18 protein-coding genes, 1 pseudogene and 1 riboswitch are annotated in these 17,731 nt (G+C 32.3%); of the genes and pseudogenes, 11 read left to right on the forward strand and 8 right to left on the reverse strand.

Annotated features, from left to right (window positions below):
• Positions 1-11: 11 nt before the first annotated feature.
• The 3 genes from budA to HMPREF3131_RS00745 all read left to right on the forward strand — a co-directional run bounded on the left by budA (position 12) and on the right by HMPREF3131_RS00745 (position 2,749).
• Entirely contained in the window at positions 12-716 is a 705-nt protein-coding gene (budA, locus tag HMPREF3131_RS00735) for an acetolactate decarboxylase (RefSeq protein WP_061544256.1), read from the forward strand.
• Positions 717-841: 125 nt separating this feature from the next.
• Positions 842-1,774 (forward strand): zinc ribbon domain-containing protein, encoded by a 933-nt coding sequence (locus HMPREF3131_RS00740; RefSeq protein WP_061544255.1) that lies wholly within the window; start codon positions 842-844, stop codon positions 1,772-1,774.
• Positions 1,775-2,032: 258 nt separating this feature from the next.
• Positions 2,033-2,749, forward strand: a complete 717-nt coding sequence (locus tag HMPREF3131_RS00745) for an epoxyqueuosine reductase QueH (RefSeq protein WP_061544254.1) — start codon at positions 2,033-2,035, stop codon at positions 2,747-2,749.
• 52 nt (positions 2,750-2,801) lie between these two features.
• Here the strand turns inward: HMPREF3131_RS00745 and HMPREF3131_RS00750 are convergent, their stop codons facing one another.
• Together HMPREF3131_RS00750 and HMPREF3131_RS00755 are read right to left on the reverse strand one after the other, a co-directional pair.
• Complete coding sequence (locus HMPREF3131_RS00750) at positions 2,802-3,077, reverse strand: hypothetical protein (protein ID WP_017175100.1); 276 nt, start codon at positions 3,075-3,077, stop codon at positions 2,802-2,804.
• 71 nt (positions 3,078-3,148) lie between these two features.
• Positions 3,149-4,219 carry a quinone-dependent dihydroorotate dehydrogenase gene (locus tag HMPREF3131_RS00755; RefSeq protein WP_070436338.1) on the reverse strand — a complete coding sequence of 357 codons (1,071 nt, stop codon included), beginning with the start codon at positions 4,217-4,219 and terminating at the stop codon, positions 3,149-3,151.
• Positions 4,220-4,444: 225 nt separating this feature from the next.
• On the opposite strand from HMPREF3131_RS00755, the gene HMPREF3131_RS00760 reads away from it, so the two are divergent.
• The gene (locus tag HMPREF3131_RS00760) at positions 4,445-5,299 is read left to right on the forward strand and encodes a fructosamine kinase family protein (RefSeq protein WP_049419637.1); all 855 of its coding nucleotides are present in this window, start codon (positions 4,445-4,447) and stop codon (positions 5,297-5,299) included.
• Positions 5,300-5,405: 106 nt separating this feature from the next.
• Complete coding sequence (locus HMPREF3131_RS00765; protein ID WP_083277823.1) at positions 5,406-5,543, forward strand: glyoxalase; 138 nt, start codon at positions 5,406-5,408, stop codon at positions 5,541-5,543.
• Positions 5,544-5,560: 17 nt separating this feature from the next.
• Here HMPREF3131_RS00765 and HMPREF3131_RS00770 read toward each other — a convergent pair whose 3' ends face one another.
• The 3 genes from HMPREF3131_RS00770 to HMPREF3131_RS00780 form a co-directional block, all read right to left on the reverse strand.
• The gene (locus tag HMPREF3131_RS00770) at positions 5,561-5,797 is read right to left on the reverse strand and encodes a DUF896 domain-containing protein (RefSeq protein ID WP_061544251.1); all 237 of its coding nucleotides are present in this window, start codon (positions 5,795-5,797) and stop codon (positions 5,561-5,563) included.
• Between the two features lie 12 nt (positions 5,798-5,809).
• On the reverse strand, positions 5,810-6,754 hold the full coding sequence (locus tag HMPREF3131_RS00775) for an LLM class oxidoreductase (protein ID WP_061544250.1): 945 nt from the start codon (positions 6,752-6,754) through the stop codon (positions 5,810-5,812).
• Between the two features lie 157 nt (positions 6,755-6,911).
• Positions 6,912-7,478, reverse strand: coding sequence for a TetR/AcrR family transcriptional regulator (locus tag HMPREF3131_RS00780; protein WP_070436339.1), 567 nt, complete (start codon positions 7,476-7,478; stop codon positions 6,912-6,914).
• Positions 7,479-7,767: 289 nt separating this feature from the next.
• Between HMPREF3131_RS00780 and HMPREF3131_RS00785 the strand changes: the two genes are divergently transcribed.
• From HMPREF3131_RS00785 to HMPREF3131_RS00805, 6 genes and pseudogenes are all read left to right on the forward strand, one after another.
• Positions 7,768-8,826 (forward strand): PTS sugar transporter subunit IIC, encoded by a 1,059-nt coding sequence (locus tag HMPREF3131_RS00785; protein ID WP_049434794.1) that lies wholly within the window; start codon positions 7,768-7,770, stop codon positions 8,824-8,826.
• Positions 8,827-8,936: 110 nt separating this feature from the next.
• Positions 8,937-10,361: a phosphate--AMP phosphotransferase gene (locus HMPREF3131_RS00790; protein WP_049416426.1), complete on the forward strand. Its 1,425-nt coding sequence runs from the start codon at positions 8,937-8,939 to the stop codon at positions 10,359-10,361.
• A 425-nt stretch (positions 10,362-10,786) separates the two neighbouring features.
• Positions 10,787-11,512, forward strand: coding sequence for an aggregation-promoting factor C-terminal-like domain-containing protein (locus HMPREF3131_RS00795; protein ID WP_017175091.1), 726 nt, complete (start codon positions 10,787-10,789; stop codon positions 11,510-11,512).
• 398 nt (positions 11,513-11,910) lie between these two features.
• Positions 11,911-12,071 (forward strand): annotated as a pseudogene (locus HMPREF3131_RS11610) (dehydrosqualene desaturase); the annotation flags it as partial.
• A gap of 63 nt (positions 12,072-12,134) precedes the next feature.
• Positions 12,135-12,249: riboswitch (SAM riboswitch) on the forward strand.
• A gap of 68 nt (positions 12,250-12,317) precedes the next feature.
• Positions 12,318-13,487: an aminotransferase class I/II-fold pyridoxal phosphate-dependent enzyme gene (locus HMPREF3131_RS00800; RefSeq protein ID WP_017175090.1), complete on the forward strand. Its 1,170-nt coding sequence runs from the start codon at positions 12,318-12,320 to the stop codon at positions 13,485-13,487.
• A 27-nt stretch (positions 13,488-13,514) separates the two neighbouring features.
• Positions 13,515-14,513 carry a D-lactate dehydrogenase gene (locus HMPREF3131_RS00805; RefSeq protein WP_019835153.1) on the forward strand — a complete coding sequence of 333 codons (999 nt, stop codon included), beginning with the start codon at positions 13,515-13,517 and terminating at the stop codon, positions 14,511-14,513.
• 37 nt (positions 14,514-14,550) lie between these two features.
• Here HMPREF3131_RS00805 and copZ read toward each other — a convergent pair whose 3' ends face one another.
• From copZ to HMPREF3131_RS00820, 3 genes are all read right to left on the reverse strand, one after another.
• The gene (gene copZ / locus HMPREF3131_RS00810; protein WP_070436340.1) at positions 14,551-14,760 is read right to left on the reverse strand and encodes a copper chaperone CopZ; all 210 of its coding nucleotides are present in this window, start codon (positions 14,758-14,760) and stop codon (positions 14,551-14,553) included.
• A gap of 88 nt (positions 14,761-14,848) precedes the next feature.
• Positions 14,849-17,236: a heavy metal translocating P-type ATPase gene (locus HMPREF3131_RS00815; RefSeq protein WP_017175087.1), complete on the reverse strand. Its 2,388-nt coding sequence runs from the start codon at positions 17,234-17,236 to the stop codon at positions 14,849-14,851.
• A 134-nt stretch (positions 17,237-17,370) separates the two neighbouring features.
• Complete coding sequence (locus HMPREF3131_RS00820) at positions 17,371-17,577, reverse strand: hypothetical protein (protein WP_017175086.1); 207 nt, start codon at positions 17,575-17,577, stop codon at positions 17,371-17,373.
• Between the last annotated feature and the right edge of the window lie 154 nt (positions 17,578-17,731).

The raw sequence follows: 17,731 nt of genomic DNA on the forward strand, positions 1-17,731 counted from the left end.
TGAATATTAATATGGGTCACGTATTATATCAACATGGTACATTAGGTACATTGATGGCAGGTTTATTAGAAGGAACTGCAACAATCGATGAATTATTAAAACATGGTGATTCAGGACTAGCAACACTTACAGGTTCAGACGGTGAAGTTATCTTCATTAATGGAGAAGCTTACCATGCAAATGAAAAAAAAGAATTCGTTAAACTTAAAGGTGATGAATTAACACCTTTTGCAACAATTACTAAATTTGAAGCAGATGAATCTTATAAAACTTCTAATAAAGATTCTGAAACAGTATTAAATGAAGTAAAAGAACATATGTTAAGTGATAATTTATTCTCAGCAGTAAAAATCACTGGTAAATTTAAAAAAATGCATGTTCGTATGATGCCAAAACAAGAACCACCATATACAAGATTAATTGATTCAGCACGTAGACAACCTGAAGAAACTCAGGAAGATGTTAACGGTACAGTGATTGGCTTCTTTACACCTGAATTATTCCATGGTATTGGTTCTGGTGGTTTCCATATTCATTTCGCCAACGATGATCGTAATTTCGGCGGACACATTTTAGATTTTGAAGTAGATGATGTAAAAGTTGAAATTCAAAACTTTGAAACATTTGAACAACACTTCCCAATCGATAATAAAACATTCACTAATACTGAAATTGATTATGCAGATATCGATGCAGAAATTAGAGAAGCTGAATAATATATCATCATTAGAGTTCGAATCTTTTAAGATTCGAACTTTTTTATTTCATTAAAATAATATTTTAAGCAATTCAATTTAATGGTATAATGATTTCGAATTTTATGTTTATGGAGGTATATAGGATGCAATGTCCAAATTGTGGTCAGTCATATCAACAAGGAGATTTATTTTGTGGAGAATGTGGAACGAAATTAGATCAGATTACACCATCTACAATAACACCAGAATCATTAAACTTGGATAGTCATGTAAACAAAAGTATAAATCATTCTACTTCAAGTTCTGTTACTTCGCCAAATGCTGTATCAAAAGAACAGCCTACAGTGAATCAATACAACAATATTGAGTCATCTCAAACGCAAGATGCACCTGATTATACATCTTATCAACAACGTTATGGTAATCCTGGTGCTTCAAGTCAAAAAGTTAAATCTGTTGTCGAAGAAAGTAAAAAATTCTTTAAACAAGTGTTTAAACGGCATGATACAATCATTGAGAGTCATCATGCATTTAGTTATTCATTATTAGCTTCATTAGTGATAGTGGGCTTATTAATTTTAGGATTTTTTATTCATTTTATGATTGAAGATAGTTTTGGTTATATCGTTTCAGGAGTATTTACTATTGTTCTAAGAGTAATACTAGGCATCGCTATTGCTATAGCTATTCTTTTCTTTATTACTTATGGAGTGATACGTTTAACTGTACTTCAACCTTTTCAAATTAAAAAATTTTTATCAGACTTTATTTTAACGAATACATTATCAGTGCTTATACTTTTATTAGGATTTATTTCACTATTTTTAAAACTTTATGTTTTAAGTGGGGTATTAGGAGTATTTTCGATTATCTTATTATTCACATCATGTATATATTTAATTGCTAAATATAGTGTCAATAGAAAATTACGTATCCCTAGTTTTTACGGTGTTATCATATTTTTCGTTATTATTGGATTTGCATTACATTTATTTGGATCATCGTTAATTAGTCAATTCGATGATTTTGGAGTACTACGTAGATTATTTGGAAGAGGTTTTAGTGGCTTATTGTAAGCATTATGGAAGTAAACTTGTTCCAATTTAAAATGTATGTACTCAATGTGATACGCGTGTCATTAATGAATTTAAGCAATCACCATCTTTAAGAAATAATATAAAAAATATATAAGGCAATAAAAATTTTCAAAGAAATAGAAGATGAGGCTACTAAAAAAGTTCAAGATATAGTGAGTCGATAGTATCTGATATATCCTTATTGTATAAGTCCCAAACTAAAAATAATATATAATATTTTATAAGGAGAATTGAGAAATGTTAAATGCTGAACCTATGATTAAGAAGATGAAAAATCAAAAAATCAATTATGATAGGGTATTGAAAAAACTGATTAATCAATGGGAGCGTGAAGGCGTTCGCCCTAAAATTTTATTACATAGTTGTTGTGCACCTTGTAGCACATATACATTAGAATATCTATCTCAGTATGCAGATATTGCTATTTATTTCGCTAATCCTAATATTCATCCTAAAAATGAATACTTAAGACGTGCCAAAGTTCAAGCACAATTTGTAAAAGAGTTTAATGAAAAGACTGGACATTCGGTAAAATATATTGAAGCTGATTATCAGCCATATGAATTTATGAAGATGGCGAAATCGCGTGGTCTTACTGAAGAACCTGAAGGTGGAAAACGTTGTACAGCGTGTTTTGAGATGCGTTTAGAGTTTGTCGCAGAAGCAGCAGTGAAGTATGGATATGATTATTTCGGTAGTGCATTAACATTATCTCCTAAAAAGAATGCTCAATTAATTAACGAACTCGGTATGGAAGTTCAACGATTATACAATACATATTATTTACCTAGTGATTTTAAGAAAAATAAAGGTTACGAACGGTCTATAGAAATGTGTAATGATTATAATATATTTAGACAATGTTATTGCGGATGTGTATTTGCAGCGATGGAACAAGGTATTGATTTTAAAAAAATTAATCGAGAAGCTAAAGCATTTTTAGAACAATTTTAAAAGGAGTAAGAGAGAATGAGTTAAACATTCTTTCTTACTCCTTCGCTTTTAGTTATAACGTACGATGGATAAAACGCACAATAGCTAAAATAGCAATAACAAGGGCAGATAGTAGTCCAGCAATTTTTATACCTTTCTTCTCTTTTTCAGGTTCAGGATCTTTATTTTCCATCATTTCTAATAGTTCACGTTCAATTTCAAGATCCAAAGCTGTTTTCTTTTCACCATTGTAACCGATACTATTATCGTATTCTTGAGAAGATTTGGCATCTTCAATGTTATTCTTATCTTTAGTTTGTGACTTTGTTTGTTTATCTTCTATAGTCATCAACATACCCTCCGATAGTACGTGCTACGTGTAATATTAGTATAGTACACTTTATTGTTTAGTGAAATATTTTAACGTCTAGCATCTAGTCCAATAATCTCACTAATATGACTATAATGGTTTGCTTTTAAATATTTAGCAATATCTCGATTAATCTTTTTAGTTAAACCAGGGCCTTCTATCACGAGGGATGAGTAGATTTGTACAAGTGACGCACCATTTCGCATCATTTGAATAGTATCTTGTGCACTAAAAATACCACCTGTACCAATGATTAAAAATTCGCCATTCGTTTGTTGATAAGCCCATTTTACAAGTTCTAAATTACGTTTAAATAAAGGTCGACCACTTAATCCTCCGTCTTCTATTTTATTTGGAGAAGATAAACCATCACGTTGACGTGTGGTATTGGCTAAAATCATACCATCAAAGGTTTCTGTAATTTGAGGTAAAATAGTTTTAAAACCTTCAAGTTCTAAATCTGAAGTTAGCTTTAAAAAGATTGGGACATTTACTTCGTGTTGTGCTTTATAATCTATTAAAGCATGACATAACATTGAAAATTCATCTTTATCATGGAAACTTTGTAAGTTTTCAGTATTAGGTGAGCTAATATTCACAGTGAAAAATGATACATCTGCTTTAAACGCATCGATGACTTTAATATAATCTTGATAACGCTCTTCGTAAGGTGTCGTTTTATTAACGCCCACATTTAAACCTACAGGAATAGTGTAAGCATGGCGTCTTAAATTCCATAAAGCTTTATTCATCCCCATATTATTAAAGCCCATACGATTGATTAAGGCATCATCTTCAAGTAAGCGATACATACGCGGTTTAGGATTGCCATCTTGTGGTTTAGGTGTAATGCCACCAAGTTCAAGAGCACCGAAACCAGCATTTTCAAGTGCTTTAGGCACTTCACATGATTTATCAAAACCAGCAGCTAAACCAACTGGATTTTTAAATGTTATCCCTTTAATGTTTTGTGAAAGAGAGGGGTGTTCATATGTAAATAATTTATTTACAAAAGGTAGTAAAAAAGCGTTTTTCTGAGTGAATTTTAAGGCATCTACTGTTAATCCATGTGCCTTTTCAGGTTCGATTTTGAATAAAAGAGGTTTAATTAATTTGTACATAATAATGCTCCATTTCATTGTATTTGAGGCTTACGATCCTCATTTAATATCATTGAAAAAACATTCCTTTAATAGACTAGCACGTTCGCTTAAAAATGAATAGTCAAATTTGAAAGTGTTTGAAAAATTGCCTAACTTTAAATCATTTTGGAATGACAAAGGTTAAAGCTCATCCATTTAGGTAATAGAATAGTAGATAAAGAATTGGACTAAGGAGGATAATTAATGAAATCATATTGGAAAAATCAATTACCTTTAGAGGATATTCAAGATATTTCACCAGTAAGCGGTGGAGATGTAAATGAAGCATTTAAAATTACAACAAACGATGATATATATTTTTTATTAGTTCAAAGAAATCGTAAACCCTCTTTCTACGCTGCCGAAATGGCTGGACTAGAAGCATTTGAAAAAGCAGATATTACAGCACCAAGAGTGATTGAAAATGGCGAAATTAATGGCGATGCGTATCTATTACTCAGTTATTTAGAAGAAGGCGGTAAAGGAAGTCAAAAAGAATTAGGACAACTTGTAGCCAAAATGCATAGTCATCAACAGTCAGAAGGTAAGTTTGGATTCGAGTTACCTTATGAAGGTGCTGATGTCTCATTTGATAATACATGGTCAGAGTCTTGGAGTGAAATTTTTGTAGAACGTCGTATGGATCATTTAAGAGATGAACTATTACGTAAAAATTTATGGAATGAAGAAGATAATAAAGTATACGAACAAGTACGTTCTGTTATGATTAATGAATTAGAAAATCATAATAGCAAACCGTCTCTTTTACACGGTGATTTATGGGGCGGTAATTATATGTTTTTAAAAGATGGGCGTCCCGCTTTATTTGATCCAGCGCCGTTATATGGAGATAGAGAATTTGACCTAGGTATCACTACTGTCTTCGGTGGATTTACACAAGAGTTTTATAATGAATATGAAAAGCATTATCCTTTAGGAAAAGGAGCAGAAAAACGCTTAGAGTTCTATAGATTATATTTATTCATGGTGCATTTAGTTAAATTTGGTGGTATGTATGCAAGTAGTGTGAATCGTTCAATGGATCACATATTGGCCTAATAAAATACTTCGGGTTAAGTCGTCTTAATCCGAAGTATTTTCTTTCGTCTTTAATGAAGTCATCATATCATTAGATGTTAAAACGAACGATGAAGTGGATACATTATTGCATAAAGTGAAAGCGTTAGGTGGTAAGGTGATTGATGAACCTAAGACTTCTCAAGGTTATTACGGTGCAACATTTGCAGACCCAGGTGGACATAAAAAATCTGCCCTCAAAGTTGGAACTTTAAGGACAGCCTAAGTCTTGATAATATGCTTTTAATTTTCTTGAATGTTGCCGTATTCTTCTCTTAAGTCATATACTTTATCTGGTGTAACGTCTTGACCAAGTGGATCGACAACTTTCATAGTTGAGAATGTATGAAGGACTTGGCCTCTAATCATTCCTAAATATTCTTGTCTTAATTGATGTTGTTCTTGTTTTTCTTCAACACTCAAACTTTCCACTTTTTCTTTATTTGCTAATTGATTAATTCTATCTAGTAATTCTCTCATTATTTATTCCTCCTAATTTGTATGAGCTGGGAAGTGGGGTACAATATACGTTCCAACTTCTTCTATAAGTGCTTCGATATCACGATCATCATTTGTAAATCTTAAGATAATATGATTTGTATTAATGGATTCATAAGCTTTTAATATTTGTAGTAAATTTTTACGTCCAGTACGGAAACCACCTTTGATTGGTTTAACGGTTTCGTTTGGATTTCGGGATAAATCAATCATTAAAATATTCATAAATGGTTTGAAGCGGTCAGTGCCACTGTGCCAAGCTTCAACTAATTTCTTTTGATCTTGAAAAGGTTGGGCGTAAAATAACCAGCCATCCATATGCTGTTGTAACCAGGACATGGATTGTCTTGAGTAGCCTGTACCAAACATCGGAATCGTATGATGTTTAGGCAATACTTGTAACCCAGAATCCTCATATAATTCAAAAATCGAATTTGAAATGTTGGGTGAATGTGATTGCCAAAGCGCTCTTAATGATTGAATGGTTGTTTGATAACGTTCTGTTAATGCACTTTCATCTACTTTAAATGCAGGGAATTCGAAAGCGCGATCACCGGTAGCCATACCGAGTAATAAACGTTGATTGGAAATAAGATCAAGTGAGGCTGCTGATTTAGCTAGGTGAATGGGATGTCGTAACGTTGCCACAATACTGCTAGTCCCAAGTGCAATTTTTGAGGTAAACGCACTTAAATACGTTAGGAAAACAAATGGGTCGTAATTTTCAGTTACGGGTCCTAAATGAGGACTATAAAGTGGATTATCTCTCACGAATAAACTTGTAAATCCTAATCGTTCAGCTTGTTGTGCAAACTTCACTTGTTCATTAAAATCAATATGCTCTTTATTTTTACTATCAAATGGTATGGATAGACCTAATGTTAATTTATGATTTTTAAAGGTACGTTTAAAACCCTCATGATTTTCTATCTTGGACATATCATCCCTCCTAACTAAACGTTATCTAAACAACACTCATCATCTAAACAACAAGTGTTGTTTATAATATAACGTAAATAATCATTTTATGCAAGTCGCATGCTTTTCTATAAAATAACACTTACAATCATTAAGACTGTAAGTGTTATTTATAGAATTATAGATTTGTAATATGGTGAAGTAAAAACGGTAAGTTTTGATCAATAAATTGCTCAGCACTTAGTTTGCTTGTATCTAACCAATGTCTTGCCAGTCCGCATAAACCAGCGGCTAAAAAGCTTGCGCTATTTTCAATAATACTAGAATCGTGCTCGGGATATTTTTGTTGTAACATAAGAGTGAACATAGCTTCCAACTCGTTGTTAATGCATTTATGAGCATGGTTACAAAATGTCTCACGATTGAGTTTGCAAGCATTTTGTACATTTTCCAAATAATATGCTATCGAGACAAATAATTTAGAGATAATCTGATCATTGAGCGTTTCTGAAATAGACAACGTTTCTTTAATATCTTTAAGAACAGTCATTGATAATGAATAATCTAATATTTCATATTTATCATTAAAGTGTGCGTAAAATGTAGCCCGATTAACAGTAGCACGGTCAGTAATATTTTTTACTGTAATTTGGGTCATTTCTTTTTCTTGTGACACATTTAGAAATGCTTCTACGAGTAATTGTTTTGTACGTATGACTCTTGGATCCATTTTATTGCTTGGCACAAAGACACCCCTTTCATTTTAAAATGTGATTACTTTAAATTATTAAACGAACAAAGAAGGTTGTCAAAGAGTATGATTACTCTTTCTATTTTAAACTATTATAATAGAAGAAATTTGTTTTTTCTTTTTAAATTACATATATATTGTTGGTCAAAATTCTTAAAATATCCATAAAACTAGAAAAATTTAAGAAAATGATAAAATAAATATTCTGAAAATTTAGAAAATGTGTTATAGTATTTTTTATCATTACTTAATACAACAACAAAATATTATAGGAGGTATAAGAATGACAACAGAACTTAGAAAAATAAGCGTTGGAGATTTTATTTTTAGAGTACTTTCCGGAGTGGCTATTGGGATTGTGGTAGGTTTAGTACCGAATGCCATTTTAGGTGAAATCTTTAAAGCTCTTATGCATCACCATCCTATTTTTGCAACATTACTACATGTTGTTCAAGCATTACAATTTACTGTACCAGCATTAGTAGGTGCGTTAATTGCGATTAAATTTAATATGACTCCTCTTGCGATTGCAGTCGTATCAAGTGCAGCTTATGTAGGAAGTGGTGCTGCTCAATTTAAGAATGGGGCTTGGATTATTGCAGGTATTGGTGATCTAATCAATACGATGATTACTGCTGCAATTGCAGTTTTATTTATTCTACTTATTGAAAAACGTGTAGGAAGTATGGCATTAATTGTTTATCCAACAATTGTTGGAGGTATCTCAGCTACAATTGGTGTGCTCATCCTACCATATGTACATACTATAAATATTGCGATTGGTAATATGATTAATAGTTTCACTGAATTACAACCCGTATTGATGTGTATGTTAATCTCAATGGTATTTAGTTTTATTATTATTTCCCCATTATCAACAGTAGCTATTGCTATTGCCATTGGTATTACAGGTTTGGCAGCTGGTTCAGCTTCAATTGGTATTTCAGCTACTGAAGCGGTTTTACTTATTGGCACAAGTCAAGTAAATCGTGTTGCAGTACCAATTTCTATTTTCTTTGGTGGCGTGAAAATGATGATGCCAAATATGGTGAAATATCCAATTATTATGCTACCTATTTTGATTACCGCAGCGGTTTCTGGTGTAGTTGGTAGTCTTATCGGTATTGCTGGAACAAAAGAGTCTGCTGGGTTTGGATTTATTGGTATGATTGGGCCGATTAGTGCATTTAAATTTTTACACGTCGATTCAGCTGTTATGAGTATCATACTAATTATTATTGGATTTTTTGTTGTACCTTTAGTAACAGCATTTATACTAGATGTTATTTTACGCAGAGTCTTAAAATTATTTACAAATGATATTTACAAATTTATGGGATAAACGCATTAGCCTGGGACATGATGAATTGTCTCAGGCATTTTTAAATTTAAACGATAAACGCCAATAATGTTACAATAAAATAGAAAAAAGATTAAAAGGATGAAGGGTTAATGGCGAAAAAAATTGAAGCTTTAGCATTAAAAACAGCAGAATTAACACGACGTACACATGAACTAGGCATTCCAGTGATGATATTATTTGAAGGTGTACCTGCATCTGGGAAGACGCGCTTATCTAATGAGTTATTATTAAATTTAGATGCAAAGTATACACAATTTATTGCGACACAGTCACCTAAACAGGATGATTTAAGATATCAATTTTTACAAAAATATTGGAATACCTTACCTAAAAAAGGTGATATAAATATTTATTTTAGAAGCTGGTATTCTCATTATCTAGATTATAGAGAAAATAAAATTAAACACGACAAATATAAAAACTATGATGTACTCAAACAACAAATTTCTTCTTTTGAAAATATGCTTAAACGAGATCACTATGAAATCATTAAGTTTTTCATAGAAATTAATGAAGAAAAACGTCAAGAACATATTCAACAAACCAAAGATAATCCATTGACGCGTTGGAAAGTTCAAGAATATAGTAATGTACTTTCAACAGATATTTATCTTAAAGACATGCGTCAATTTATAAAAAATGATAAAGCATGGGAAATCATTGATTATACCGAAAGAGAAAAAGCGATTGAAACAATGTATGAACATATTATCAAACGTCTTGAAACAGCGATTGAGAAGCATGAGCAAAAAGAAGAACAGCGAGACGGTAAATTTCATTCTAATTTTAAAACATACCTTTTTGATAGAAAGGTGGATAAAGTAAAAAAAGATGAATATAAACAGCTCATTGAGGAATTGCAAAATCGTATGAGAGAAATTCAATTCGCTTTATATGATAGAAAGATTCCACTTATTTTAGTATTTGAAGGTATGGATGCAGCTGGTAAAGGCGGAAATATTAAACGAATTAGAGAAAAATTAGATCCAACGGGTTATCGAGTGAATGGCATTAGTGCCCCTACAGATGTTGAATTAAAACATCATTATTTATGGAGATTTGCGAAAGAAATGCCAAGAACTGGGCACATCGAATTATTCGATAGAAGTTGGTATGGTCGTGTATTGGTAGAGCGTGTCGAAGGTTTTGCTACTGTCGATGAATGGCAACGTGCATATGATGAAATAAACGCATTTGAGAAAATGTGGACAGATGAAGGAGCGATTATTTTAAAGTTCTTCCTTACATTAGATAAAGAAGAACAATTAAAACGTTTTAAAGATCGTCAAGAAAATGTTAATAAACAATGGAAAATTACAGATGAAGACTGGAGAAATAGAGAAAAATGGGATTTATACGTGGAATCAAGTCACGATATGGTTGAGAAAACAAATACATCCTATGCGCCATGGCTTGTTGTCCCTGCTGATCATAAAAAAACCTCTCGTATTGAGATACTAAAATATATTATTCGTAATTGTGAAAAGGTACTTTGGGGAGTAAAGGATTATTAAAAATAATAAGGAAACTGAATACGTACAAGCTCTTGTTTTTTTATCAAAAGTAAAGAATTTAAATAGCCAATTACATTTTAAAAATATTACAGTAATGTAACAAAACATTAATTTGTAATATTACTAATGATGTTAAAGTATTGTAATTTTTGTAAGAAAGTATTGTAAAACGTTAATTTATAATAAAAATAAACTCCATATTGATAGATTTTATATATTACAAGAAGTATTTAATATATTTCAATATTACAAAATGATGGATTAATTGTAATTTTTTGTAAAAAAAGCGTAATACTATTCTATGAATTTTGTGTTATAGTAGCTATTGTCAAAAGTTAAACAACAAATCAAAACAGAAATTAATCTTAAACAAAGAACGAAACATAACGAAAATATATATTTCAATTTTGGAGGAATTATTTATTATGAAAAAGACAGTAATCGCTTCGTCATTAGCAGTAACTTTAGGTTTAACAGGATATGCTTTAACAAACGATCACAGTGCACATGCATCAGAACAAACAACTAACTATTCTCATTTAGCTGACTTAGCTCAAAATAACCCATCTGAATTAAATGCTCACCCAGTACAAGCTGGTGCATATGACATTTCATTCGTAAAAGACGGTTTCAAATATAACTTTACTTCAAATGGTAACACTTGGTCTTGGAACTATACTTACACTGGTGGTGCTGACACAGCTCAATCAACTACTGACTACACTGAGTCTTATAATCAAGCTTCAACTCAATCAGTAAGTTCAAATAATCAAGCTAGCACTTCAAATGTAAAAGCTGTTTCAGCTCCAGTACAAAGAACTTCTAGCTACAATAACTACAGTGCTCGTACAACTTCATACTCAGCACCAAAAACAACTTCATACTCAACTGCTTCAACTGGTGGATCAGTTAAAGCTCAATTCTTAGCTAACGGTGGTACTGAAGCTGCTTGGAACGCTATCGTAATGCCAGAATCAAGCGGTAACCCAAATGCTTCTAATGGTCAATACCATGGTTTAGGCCAAACTAATCAATCATGGGGTACTGGTTCAGTAGCATCACAAACTCAAGGTATGGCTAACTATGCTAAATCACGTTACGGTTCATGGGATGCAGCAATTGCTTTCCGTAATGCTAACGGTTGGTGGTAAGATTTAAGTAGATAACTGGATAGGATATCGAGTTATTGAAATAAAGCCTGGGACATTATTAAATGTCTCAGGTATTTTTAATATATTGACAATTGATGACTGAATTGAAAATGTGCTTGTTTAAGCTTTTTCAACTTTAGTCTTTTTTGCTGAAGTGGGACGACGAATTCAAAGTGAATTCTATCCCACTTCTTTTTTATTAAATAATGTCATGTATATTCTAAACGATGAATGGATAAAAAAATTTAACTAAAGAAGATGTTTATTTATAAGATGACTATCGTAATGTGATGTATTGAACTAGTTCATTGGTTTTCTATACTGTCAGTTATTATTTTTGTGAGAACGTCTGCCTATATTAAAATAAATGATATATTAAATACTTTATTAGTGAATTTACTGAGACACAAAATAATTATTATCTGTCCTGTAATTATATAGATTTATATTTTTCAGGCGTAAAGCAAGCATATATCCAGACGGAGACGTACCCATTGTATTAACAAGTGCTAAAATAACAGCAGAGGCTATGTTAGAAGATATAAAAAATATGAAATAGAATAAATAAATCTGAAAATTGACAATTATCAGTGTAATGTTAAAATAAGACTTAATACGTAAGAACTTATCGAGAGAAGTGAAGGGATTTGGCCCAATGAAACTTCAGCAACAGGCTTCATAAATATAAAGTACTGTGCTAACTCCAAGAGGATAATAAATAACCTCAAAGATAAGTGACATATATCTCATGAAGCTATATGCCACACAAAAGTGGTATATAGCTTTTTATTTAAGGAGGAATAACATGGTTATTTCAAAAAGATTAGCAGCCATTCCTGATAGCTATTTTGGAAAAACGATGGGACGTAAAGTAGAACATGGCCCTTTACCACTTATTAATATGGCAGTAGGCATTCCCGATGGTGAAACACCAGAAGGTATTATTGAGCATTTTTCTGAAGCGATTCGGATTCCTGAAAATCAAAAATATGGTGCCTTTCATGGTAAAGAATCATTTAAAGAGGCCATTGTTAATTTTTACCAACGTCAGTACAATGTGACATTAGATAAAGAAGATGAAGTATGTATTTTATATGGTACAAAAAATGGACTAGTAGCTTTACCTACATGTGTTGTTAATCCTGGAGAAAATGTGCTACTTCCGGATCCTGGATATACAGATTATTTAGCAGGAGTGATGCTCGCAGATGCCAATCCGGTTCCATTAAATTTAGATCCTCCAGATTATTTGCCAAATTGGGATAATGTAGATAAGAGAGTACTAGACAACACAACGCTTGTTTATTTAACATATCCCAATAATCCAACAGGATCAACGGCTACAAAAGAAGTATTTGATGAAGCAATTGAACGATTCAAAGGTACAAATACAAAAATTGTGCACGACTTTGCTTATAGTGCTTTTGGCTTTGATGCTAAAAATCCAAGCATACTTGCTTCAGAACACGGTAAAGATGTCGCTATTGAAATTTTCTCACTTTCAAAAGGATATAATATGTCAGGTTTCCGAGTGGGTTTTGCAGTAGGAAATAAAGACATGATTCAAGCATTAAAGAAATATCAAACGCATACAAATGCTGGAATGTTTGGTGCGTTACAAGATGCAGCGACGTATGCACTTAATCATTATGATGAATTTTTAGAAGAACAGAATGAAACATTTAAACGGCGTCGAGATAAGTTTGAAGCAAAATTAAGTGAAGCCCATCTACCATTTGTGCATTCTAAAGGCGGTATCTATTCATGGTTACGTACACCTCCAGGTTATGATAGTGAAACCTTTGAACAATATTTATTAAAAGAGAAATCTATTTTAGTTGCTCCAGGTATACCATTTGGTGAAAATGGAAAACATTACGTGCGTATCTCACTTGCATTAGATGATAAATGGTTAGAAGAAGCAGCTAGTAGGTTAATTGACCTAGCTGATATGTATAAAGCAAAGCATAGTTAAAAAATTATGAAGGAAGAGGATCAATATATGACCAAAATTAAAATTATGAGTGTAAGAGATGAAGATATACCATATATTAACGAGTGGGCGAAACAAAACAATGTTGATGTTGATTTAACCAAAGAAATGTTAACAGAGACAACAGTTGATACTGTAAAAGGATTTGATGGTCTATCGTTATCTCAACAACATCCAATTACAGAAGAGATTTTTGCGAAATTGAAACAATATGGAATTAAGCAAATTGCACAACGTAGTGCAGGATTTGATACGTATGACTTAGATTTAGCTACTAAGTACGACATAATTATCTCAAATGTACCCTCGTATTCTCCAAGTTCAATTGCTGAATTTGCTGTTACACAAGCCATCAATATTGTAAGGTATCAAAAACGTATTCAACATAAAGTGCATAATTATGACTTTCGTTGGGAACCTTCTATATTATCACAATCTATCCGAGACTTAACTGTGGCAGTAATTGGTACTGGACGCATAGGTTCGATTGTGGCAGAAATTTTTGGAAAAGGTTATAACAGCAAGGTTGTTGCTTATGATCCATTTCCAAATAACGCTTTAGCAAAATTCGTTGATTATAAAGATACATTAGAAGAAGCAATTAAAGAAGCTGATATTGTTACCGTGCATATTCCAGCTACGAAATATAATCATCATTTGTTTAATGACGTTGTTTTTTCAAATTTTAAAAAAGGTGCCGTATTTGTGAATGCGGCAAGGGGATCAATTGTAGATACACAAGCTTTACTTTCTGTTATAGATAGTGGTCGAATTAAAGGGGCTGCATTAGATACATATGAATATGAAAGAGGATTATTCCCAGGTGATTATCGTGGAAAAGAGATAGATGATGTACTGTTAAAGCAACTTATCAAAAGAGAAGATATTATTTTAACACCACATATTGCTTTCTATACAGAAGCAGCTGTCAAAAATCTCATAGTAGATGCACTTGATGCAACTATGGATGTTTTAACTAGTGGTACGACTAAACTAAGGGTAAATTAAAATAAAAAAAGTTGGAGTATTACCTCCAACTTTTTTATTATTCTTTAATATCATAGCCTTGATCTTCAATAGCGTCATGTAAGTCTTTTGTTGAAACAAGTTCATCATTATAATCTACACGAACTTCGTTTTTATCAAGGTCTACTTCAGCAGTTCTGACACCATTAATTTTAGCTAATGCTGATTCGATTGTATTTTTACAATGTTCACAACTCATACCATCTACTTTAATGACTTTATTAATCATTGATTGTCACCTCCGAGTACTTCATAATGACTATACCCATATTTTACGCTTTTTAAATTTTTATGAAAGTATAAAGTTTAAAATTCATTTATAATTTCATTCGTTTTAGACGTAATGCATTAGTTACAACGCTTACAGAACTTAATGCCATCGCTGCACCAGCAATCCATGGAGCGAGTAAGCCCATAGCAGCAATAGGAATACCAGCAGCATTATAACCGAACGCCCAAAAAAGATTCTGTTTAATATTTCGAATCGTTTTATGACTTGCGTGAATAGCTTTAGGTACTAAGGCAATGTCTCCACCTAAGATAGTAATATCAGCTGCTTCAATTGCGACTTCAGTACCTGTTCCCATGGCAATACCAATATCTGCTTGAACTAAAGCAGGTGCATCATTAATACCATCGCCAACCATCGCAACGTTTTCACCTTTATCTTGAAAATGAGCAACATGTTTAGCTTTATCTTCCGGAAGAACGTTGGCGATAACATGATCAATACCAACTTCATTTGCAATAGCTTGAGCTGTAGAGTGGTTATCACCTGTAATCATTACCGTACGTAAATCCATGTCTTTTAGTTCTTGAACTGCAACTTTGGCTTCAGATTTAACAGTGTCTGCTACAGCGATATAACCACGTAATATCTGATCATATGCAATCAACATGACAGTTTGTCCTTTTTGTTCAATTTGGGTAATTTCATCTAATAAAGATGCTGTATCAATATGATGATTTGACATTAATGATCGGTTGCCTATGAATAATGTCTTATTATTGATTGTAGCTTTAATACCATGACCTGGTAATGTTTCATAGTGCTCTATATTTGTTAAAGTAAGCTGTTTTGTTTTAGCGTACTTAACAATCGCGGTTGCCAAGGGATGTTCAGAATTATTTTCAGCAGAAGCTACATATTGTAATAAAGTATCATCACCTTTAAAGTAAGTCACTTCTGGTGTACCATGTGTCAATGTACCCGTTTTATCAAATACAACTGTATCAATTTGATGAGTACGTTCTACATATTCGCCACCTTTAAACAAGATACCTTCTTCTGCTGCACGTCCTGTACCAACCATTATAGAAGTTGGCGTTGCAAGTCCTAATGCGCATGGACAAGCAATGACTAATACAGAGATCATGGCAACGAGTGCATCTTCAAATTGACCAGGATGAACGAAGATAATCCATATGATAAAAGTGAGTACGGCAATACCAATAACAATAGGTACGAAATAGCCAGAAATTATATCTGCTAAACGTTGAATAGGTGCCTTTGAACTTTGCGCTTCTTCAACTACTTTAATAATATTAGATAAAGCAGTATCTTGACCTACTTTTGTTGCTTGAACGGTAATGACACCATTTTTATTTAGTGTTGCACCAATCACTTCATTATCAACGGTTTTATCTATAGGCATGGATTCTCCAGTTAGCATAGATTCATCTACTGTTGTTGTCCCTTTAATGACTTTCGCATCTACTGGGATTTTTTCTCCTGGTTTAACAAGTAATGTGTCTCCAACTTGAACATTTTGAAGCGGAACCATTGTTTCTGTTCCATCATCTTTAATAAGACGTGCTTCTTTGGCTTGTAAATTTAATAATTGATTTAAAGCATGTGTTGTTTGTGATTTTGCACGTGCTTCTAAATACTTGCCAAATAAAATTAAAGTGATTAAAACAGCACTGGTTTCAAAATAAAGGTGGGGCTGTGTGTTTGAATCTAATAACCATTTACTCATTTCGTAAATACTATAGAAATAAGCTGCACTAGTACCAAGTGCTACAAGAACATCCATATTGGCACCACCATTACGTAAATTCTTGTATGCGCCAACATAAAATTGCCATCCTATAATAAATTGAATGGGAGTGGCTAAGATAAATTGAAACCAAGGGTTCATAAATATTTCAGGTAACGGTATATTAAATAAATGAACAAGCATAGTTAAAAGTAATGGAAAAGCTAATATTGCTGAAATAATGAGTTTATTACGTTTTCTTTTTAATTCTTGAACTTTACGAGAAGCTTGTTCTTTTTTTGATTGTTTAGGTTTAGCATCATAGCCGAGATGTTGTATTCGTCCAATGAGCGTATCAACATCAGTTTGACCTGGATAATAATCGATCGTTGCTTGTTCTGTGGTTAGATTGACTGTTGCTTGCTTAACGCCTGTTGTTTTATTTAATACTTTTTCAATACGATTAGAACAAGCGGCACACGTCATACCTATAACGTCTAGTTCACTTTTATCTGTTTCAACGTCATATCCTAATTTTTGGATCGTTTCAATAAAATCGCTTACTTCATATTGATCATTAGGATAATCAATGGTTGCTTTTTCAGTTGCCAGATTCACTTGAGCATGAACGCCATCTATTTTATTCAATCGTTTTTCAATACGATTAGAACAAGCGGCACATGTCATACCAATGATATTCAAGGTAATTTGATGATTTTGAGTCATATTTTTGTCCTCCTACCATCTTCAATATACCCCCTTAGGGTATATTAGTCAATGACCTTGCTTAATAAAAAAAGAACAACGTTACTCTAAATAAAATGAGTACATTGTTCTTTTATTCATGATAGCTATGAATATTAAAAGAAATCAGATGGTTTAAAATGACTTAAATCTAAATCTTTAAAATTATTGAAATTTGGGTGAGTGATAGATTGTATAAGTTCACCACTTTTAGCTTCATTATAGTATTGGTTAGCTTCATTCATTAAATCATGATCTTGAACTGTTTTTACAAGCCCTAAAATGATAAGAATAGTAATGATACCCTTTAGAATGCCTTTCATATTGTAACACTCCTTTTTTATCTCTATATGAGTCATTTTTAGATTAATTATATTATAAAGATTCTATGTTAAAATTTCATGCATCTGTAGTATGGACTTTATATCATTCAAAAGTAGTAAGTGTAATCATTTTGTTTTAAAAATTAAAGAAATG

Source organism: Staphylococcus sp. HMSC14C01, from assembly GCF_001808085.1.
Lineage (GTDB): Bacteria > Bacillota > Bacilli > Staphylococcales > Staphylococcaceae > Staphylococcus > Staphylococcus hominis.

Excerpts from the sequence above, each read along its gene's own strand:
- HMPREF3131_RS00820 (WP_017175086.1), bottom strand. The coding sequence starts at position 17,577 with ATGAAAGGCATTCTAAAGGGTATCATTACTATTCTTATCATTTTAGGG.
- HMPREF3131_RS00785 (WP_049434794.1), top strand. The coding sequence starts at position 7,768 with ATGACAACAGAACTTAGAAAAATAAGCGTTGGAGATTTTATTTTTAGA.
- HMPREF3131_RS00795 (WP_017175091.1), top strand. The coding sequence starts at position 10,787 with ATGAAAAAGACAGTAATCGCTTCGTCATTAGCAGTAACTTTAGGTTTA.
- copZ (WP_070436340.1), bottom strand. The coding sequence starts at position 14,760 with ATGATTAATAAAGTCATTAAAGTAGATGGTATGAGTTGTGAACATTGT.
- HMPREF3131_RS00745 (WP_061544254.1), top strand. The coding sequence starts at position 2,033 with ATGTTAAATGCTGAACCTATGATTAAGAAGATGAAAAATCAAAAAATC.
- HMPREF3131_RS00740 (WP_061544255.1), top strand. The coding sequence starts at position 842 with ATGCAATGTCCAAATTGTGGTCAGTCATATCAACAAGGAGATTTATTT.
- HMPREF3131_RS00805 (WP_019835153.1), top strand. The coding sequence starts at position 13,515 with ATGACCAAAATTAAAATTATGAGTGTAAGAGATGAAGATATACCATAT.
- HMPREF3131_RS00815 (WP_017175087.1), bottom strand. The coding sequence starts at position 17,236 with ATGACTCAAAATCATCAAATTACCTTGAATATCATTGGTATGACATGT.
- HMPREF3131_RS00750 (WP_017175100.1), bottom strand. The coding sequence starts at position 3,077 with ATGACTATAGAAGATAAACAAACAAAGTCACAAACTAAAGATAAGAAT.
- HMPREF3131_RS00790 (WP_049416426.1), top strand. The coding sequence starts at position 8,937 with ATGGCGAAAAAAATTGAAGCTTTAGCATTAAAAACAGCAGAATTAACA.
- budA (WP_061544256.1), top strand. The coding sequence starts at position 12 with ATGGGTCACGTATTATATCAACATGGTACATTAGGTACATTGATGGCA.
- HMPREF3131_RS00770 (WP_061544251.1), bottom strand. The coding sequence starts at position 5,797 with ATGAGAGAATTACTAGATAGAATTAATCAATTAGCAAATAAAGAAAAA.
- HMPREF3131_RS00775 (WP_061544250.1), bottom strand. The coding sequence starts at position 6,754 with ATGTCCAAGATAGAAAATCATGAGGGTTTTAAACGTACCTTTAAAAAT.
- HMPREF3131_RS00755 (WP_070436338.1), bottom strand. The coding sequence starts at position 4,219 with ATGTACAAATTAATTAAACCTCTTTTATTCAAAATCGAACCTGAAAAG.
- HMPREF3131_RS00760 (WP_049419637.1), top strand. The coding sequence starts at position 4,445 with ATGAAATCATATTGGAAAAATCAATTACCTTTAGAGGATATTCAAGAT.
- HMPREF3131_RS00800 (WP_017175090.1), top strand. The coding sequence starts at position 12,318 with ATGGTTATTTCAAAAAGATTAGCAGCCATTCCTGATAGCTATTTTGGA.